The sequence below is a fragment of the Streptomyces beijiangensis genome, assembly GCF_017315755.1.
Classification (GTDB): Bacteria; Actinomycetota; Actinomycetes; order Streptomycetales; family Streptomycetaceae; genus Streptomyces; species Streptomyces beijiangensis.
Window position 1 is genome coordinate 1 of record NZ_JAFLRJ010000234.1, and the last position, 5,765, is coordinate 5,765.

The window sequence follows — 5,765 nt, forward strand, 5'->3', positions numbered from 1 at the left end:
TCGCGCTCCGCCCGTACCGCCGCAGTGGAGAGCGAGGTGACAAGCTTCGCCCGGTCGACGGATTGCACCACATCGGCGTAACTGGTCACGGAACGGACCTTATTGGTCTGCAGCTGTCCGACGAAATGCCAGGAAAGCGGCAGATCCACACACGCCTCGGCCTTGGGTGCGGCATCCTGGTCGCGGTTCTCGGCGACATGACACACCCCCAGTTCCGAGAGAATCCGCACATCGCTCGCGGGGTAGGTCTTGGTGACCACGATGAGGGTCACCTCCTCCCGCTTGCGCCCGGCAGCCGCACAGGCGGACGCGATGCGTTCCTCCACATGCGCCAGGTTTGCGGCGAGTTCGCTCTTACGGTCCGTCATGCCCTATCAGTCCAGCCAGACATATCCGGCGAGCCGCCCCGTGGTGCGGTCGCGTCGGTACGAGAAGTGGTCACGCGATTCCAGCGTGCAGACGTCGGACCGCTGCCGGTCCCGTACGCCGAGCGCTTCGAGCTGAGCATGCACCCCGGCGACCACATCGACCGCGGGCGTGCCCCAACTCGTCTCGGACCAGGCCTCGGGAACACTCCCCGCGACCTCGGCCCGCATCTCCGCCGGTACCTCGTAGCACCGGCCGCAGACCGCGGGTCCGCTGCGGGCGACGATCCTCGCCGGGTCGGCGCCGAGCGAGACCATCGCATCGACGGCGGCCGGCACGATCCCGGCGACCAGGCCGGGGCGGCCCGCGTGAGCGGCGGCCGCGACGCCCGCGACCGGGTCGGCGAGCAGTACCGGTGTGCAGTCCGCGGTGAGCACGGCGAGGGCGAGCCCCCGACGTGCCGTCACCACAGCGTCCACGGCCGGCGGTTCGGCGGGGCCCCAGGGTGCTTCGACCACGGACACGTCACGCCCGTGCACCTGGTTCATCCAGACGACCCGCGCCGGATCCAGACCCAGCGACTCGGCCGCGAGCTCGCGGTTGGCCAGCACGGCCGAGGCCTTGTCACCGACCGCACCGCCGAGATTGAGCTCTTCGTACGGAACGGCGCTCACCCCGCCCCACCTGTCGGTGAAAGCGAAGTGCGCGCCGCTCACGTGGTTTTGCTCCGTTATCACTTCAAGAAGTCCGGTACGTCCAGCTCTTCGGCCTGGGTGTCCTGGTACGGACGGGCCGGCGGGACGTGCGGCGGGGCGACCGGCGCGGCCGGCACCTCGTTGACCGGAGCGGACTCGACCGGGGTCTCGTCCCGCTGCGTGACCGCACCGAGTCCGCCCAGCGGACGCGACGTCTCACTCGCACGCACCGGGGTGGGCTCCTCGCGCTTGGCGGAGCTCGAACCGAGCCCGCTCTCCCTGCGGGTCGGCGGCTGGCCGCCGTCGAAGCCGGCCGCGATGACCGTGACCCGTACCTCGTCGCCCAGGGCGTCGTCGATGACTGCGCCGAAGATGATGTTGGCCTCGGGGTGGGCTGCCTCGCTCACCAGCTGCGCGGCCTCGTTGATCTCGAAGAGACCGAGGTCGGAGCCGCCGGAGATGGAGAGCAGTACGCCTCGGGCGCCGTCGATGGACGCCTCCAGGAGCGGCGAGGAGATCGCCATCTCCGCGGCGGCCACCGCGCGGTCGTCGCCGCGGGCCGAGCCGATGCCCATGAGCGCCGAACCCGCCTCGGACATGACCGACTTGACGTCGGCGAAGTCGAGGTTGATCAGACCCGGGGTGGTGATGAGATCGGTGATGCCCTGGACACCGCTCAGCAGGACCTGGTCCGCCGACTTGAATGCGTCCAGCACGCTGACCTGGCGGTCCGAGATGGACAGCAGCCGGTCGTTGGGGATGACGATGAGGGTGTCGACCTCTTCGCGGAGCTCGGCGATGCCGTCCTCCGCCTGGTTGGCGCGGCGCCTGCCCTCGAAGGTGAAGGGGCGGGTGACCACGCCGATGGTGAGCGCGCCCAGTGAGCGGGCGATGTTGGCGACGACAGGTGCGCCGCCCGTTCCGGTGCCGCCGCCTTCGCCGGCGGTGACGAAGACCATGTCGGCCCCCTTGAGGACCTCCTCGATCTCCTCGCGGTGGTCCTCTGCCGCCTTGCGTCCGACTGCCGGGTTGGCCCCGGCGCCGAGGCCACGGGTCAGTTCGCGGCCGACGTCGAGCTTGACGTCGGCGTCGCTCATCAACAGAGCTTGTGCATCAGTGTTGATCGCGATGAACTCAACGCCCTTGAGGCCGACCTCGATCATTCGGTTGATGGCATTGACACCACCGCCGCCGACACCGATGACCTTGATGACTGCGAGGTAGTTCTGCGGTGCTGCCACGTCGAAGGCCTCTCGCCTCGAGTTACGTGTCGCCGCTGCGCGCTGGTTGCGCCGCTGACGACGGATGCCGATGGGACGGTCCGAACGCCGACCCGAACCCTAACGGTGAAGTTCAGGGTTACCAGTGTGTCTGTTCCTTGGACTCTCCGAACGAGACACTAAGTCGACAAGTGGCGCACGTTCAACGAACACGCCGAACCTCCCGTTTTTCTTTTCACCCTATGTGATCAGCCGTTGCGCTGCCCAGCCAGGGTGCTGGCCAGCGCATATGCCCGTCAACTCCCTGACGCGGCAGGGGCGGTGGGGGCGCTCACATCGAAGTGCACGGCCTTCGGAACGGCTTTCATCAGTGCGGTGAGCGCTCGCGCCTTCGCCGCGCCGAACTCGCCGCTGCCCCACACGACGGTGCGGCCGCCACTCAACTCAAGAGCCACATTGTCATACGAACTGATACGGATAGTACGCGTGTCCTTGGCGACAGGTGTGGGGAGTTCGCCTGCGACCGAGACGGCTTCACGGATGAGCCGGTCGACGGGGAAGCGGAGCAGGCTCGGTGACTGACCGGCTGTCAATTCCAGAACCGGAACACGCTTCGGCGCCCTTTCGACCGTGGCGAAACGCACGCCTTCCGCGTCGACTTCCACGAACTCTCCGGCCTTCTTCATGAGCAGTACGGGCTGTCGTTCGGTCACTTTGAGAGCGATCCCGTGCGGCCAGTTCCGGATGACGTCGACGGAGTCGATACGCGGCAATTTCTGCCGGAGTCTGGCCGCCATCGCATCGGTGTCGACAGAAATCAGCGGTGCGCCAATCGGCACGGCGGCGGCCGACTTGACCTCGTCCCGGGTCAGAACCTGCGTCCCCGACACCTTCACCTGCTCGACGCGCAGCCAAGTAGAGCCATAAAGCAGCCAGATTCCGCCTGCGGTGAGCAGCAGGGCGAGCGCGAGCACCAGGATCACCAGGCGCCTGCCGGGGCGGCGGAGGCCGCCCCGGAGGCCTGGTCCTGCGGGCGGGCGGCCGTCCGCCGGAGCCGGGCCCTGCTGGGCTCCCCGCTCGGCAGTCCGCGTGCTCTTCGGGTGGGCACTTGTAGGGCCGGCCACGCTCGCTCCTCGCTGGGTCACGCCTTGCGGCGTGCGGCAATCGCCTCGTACACCATGCCGACCAGCAGCTCGTCGGCGTCCCTGCGGCCGAACTCGGCGGCTGCGCGGGACATCTCGAACAGCCGGTGCGGATCGGCGAGCACCGGAAGGACGTTGCTCTGCACCCACTCGGGGGTGAGCTGGGCGTCGTCCACCAGCAGGCCGCCGCCCGCGTTGATCACCGGCTGGGCGTTGAGCCGCTGTTCGCCGTTGCCGATCGGCAACGGGACGTAGGCGGCGGGGAGCCCGACGGCGGTGAGTTCGGCCACGGTCATCGCGCCGGCCCGGCAGAGCATCATGTCGGCCGCGGCGTACGCGAGGTCCATGCGGTCCACGTACGGTACCGGGATGTACGGCGGCATTCCCGGCATGTTGTCGACACGCGGCATCTCGTTCTTGGGGCCGACCGCGTGCAGGATCTGGATTCCGGAGCGCTGGAGCACCGGTGCGATCTGCTGGACGACCTCGTTCAGGCGGCGCGCGCCCTGCGAGCCGCCGGAGACCAGCAGCGTCGGCAGGTTGGGGTCGAGGCCGAACGCGGCGCGCGCCTCCGGGCGTACGGCGGCCCGGTCGAGGGTGGCGATGGTGCGGCGCAGCGGGATGCCGATGTAGCGGGCGCCGCGCAGCTTGCTGTCGGGGGTGGAGACTGCCACGGCGGCCGCGTACCGCGAGCCGATCTTGTTGGCCAGGCCCGGGCGGGCGTTGGCCTCGTGGACGATGATCGGCACCCCGAGGCGCTTGGCCGCGAGGTAGCCGGGCAGGGCCACGTAACCGCCGAAGCCGACGACGCAGTCGGCCTTCGTGCGCTCCAGGATCTGCTCGGCGGCCTTGATGGTGCCGCGCAGCCGCCCGGGGACGGTGATCAGTTCGGGGGTGGGCCTGCGGGGCAGTGGTACAGCGGGAATCAGCCCGAGTTCGTAACCCCTCTCAGGGACGAGACGGGTCTCCAGGCCTCGTTCCGTGCCGAGGGCGGTGATGCCCACGGTCGGGTCCTGCCTGCGCAGGGCATCCGCGAGGGCGAGCGCCGGCTCGATGTGGCCGGCGGTCCCCCCACCGGCGAGTACGACATGCACCGAAATTCACCGCTCTCCGGACGGACGCTTCTTGACGCGCCGTCTCATCGACTTCCATCTCACCCCGGGCCTCCGCATGGCGAGGGCCGCCTTCGCGGCGGGTTCCTCCCGCGCGAACGCGATCAGCAACCCGACCGCGAACATGGTCGGCAGCAGGGCGGAGCCCCCGTAGGAGAACAGCGGGAGCGGGACACCGGCGATCGGCAGAAGACCGAGCACCGCACCGATGTTGATCACTGCCTGAGCGGTGATCCAGGTGGTCACACCTCCCGCGGCGTACCTCACGAAGGGGTCCTCCGTGCGTCCGGCCACGCGGATACCCGCATAGCCTAGAGCCGCGAACAGGGCGAGTACTGACAGCGTCCCCGCCAGCCCCAGTTCCTCGCCGGTCACGGCGAAGATGAAGTCGTTGTGGGGCTCGGGGAGTTGGCCCCATTTTTCCACACTCGCACCGAGTCCGGATCCGAACCATCCGCCGGACGCCAGCGCGTAGATTCCGTGCACCGCCTGCCAGCACTGGCCCTGTGGGCCGAGGTCGGTGGCGCCGATGCAGTTGAGCCGCGACATCCGGTTGGGATTGCTGCTGATCAGTATGAAACCGAGGAATCCGGCGAAGGCGAGCACGCCCGCGAAGAGCCGGGTGGGGGCGCCGGCCAGCCAGAGAAGGCCGAAAAGGATCGCCGTGAGGACGATCGCCGTACCCATGTCGCCGCCGAGCATGATCAGGCCGAGCAGCATGAAGGCGACGGGGACGAGCGGCACCAGCATGTGCTTCCACTGGGTGAGCAGCTTCTTGTCCTGCTTACGGGCGAGAAGATCGGCGCCCCACAGGATCAGCGCGAGCTTGCCGAACTCACTGGGCTGGAGCATGAAAGGCCCGCCGAGCGAGATCCAGTTCCGGTTGCCGCCCTGGGAGACCCCTATTCCGGGGATCTGCACGAGGCACATCGCGAAGACGGTGCCCGCCAGGAGCGGGTAGGTGAACGCCCGCAGCAGCTTCAGCGGGACCCGGGTCGCGACGAGCATGAGCCCGGAGCCGATGACGGCGGCGAGCAGTTGCTTGCGGAAGAAGTATGAGCCGGGGAGGGACAGCTCAAGCGCCTTGATCATCGAGGCGGAGTAGACCATCACCAGGCCGAGCACCAGGATCAGCAGGCCGGCACCGACGATGAGGTAGTACGCCGTCAGCGGCCGGTCCCAGGCGCGGCTCCTCCACGACCAGGAGGAGCCGCGCCTGGGACCGGCCGC

General features: G+C 68.8%; 5 protein-coding genes and 1 pseudogene. All 6 read right to left on the reverse strand.

Translation table 11 applies throughout. The features are described 5' to 3' along the window. A pseudogene (locus J0695_RS23960) lies at positions 1 to 368 on the reverse strand (YggS family pyridoxal phosphate-dependent enzyme); the annotation flags it as partial. A gap of 6 nt (positions 369 to 374) precedes the next feature. Beyond that, entirely contained in the window at positions 375 to 1,082 is a 708-nt protein-coding gene (gene pgeF / locus J0695_RS23965; protein WP_372445820.1) for a peptidoglycan editing factor PgeF, read from the reverse strand. Positions 1,083 to 1,099: 17 nt separating this feature from the next. Further along, positions 1,100 to 2,302: a cell division protein FtsZ gene (gene ftsZ / locus J0695_RS23970; protein ID WP_206964757.1), complete on the reverse strand. Its 1,203-nt coding sequence runs from the start codon at positions 2,300 to 2,302 to the stop codon at positions 1,100 to 1,102. Positions 2,303 to 2,577: 275 nt separating this feature from the next. Beyond that, positions 2,578 to 3,405 (reverse strand): cell division protein FtsQ/DivIB, encoded by an 828-nt coding sequence (locus J0695_RS23975; protein ID WP_206964758.1) that lies wholly within the window; start codon positions 3,403 to 3,405, stop codon positions 2,578 to 2,580. Between the two features lie 17 nt (positions 3,406 to 3,422). Continuing rightward, a complete protein-coding gene (gene murG / locus J0695_RS23980) occupies positions 3,423 to 4,517 on the reverse strand; it encodes an undecaprenyldiphospho-muramoylpentapeptide beta-N-acetylglucosaminyltransferase (protein WP_206964766.1) in 1,095 nt (364 codons plus the stop codon). Positions 4,518 to 4,523: 6 nt separating this feature from the next. Continuing rightward, a partial coding sequence (ftsW, locus tag J0695_RS23985) for a putative lipid II flippase FtsW (RefSeq protein ID WP_206964776.1) occupies positions 4,524 to 5,765 on the reverse strand: 1,242 nt, incomplete at its 5' end.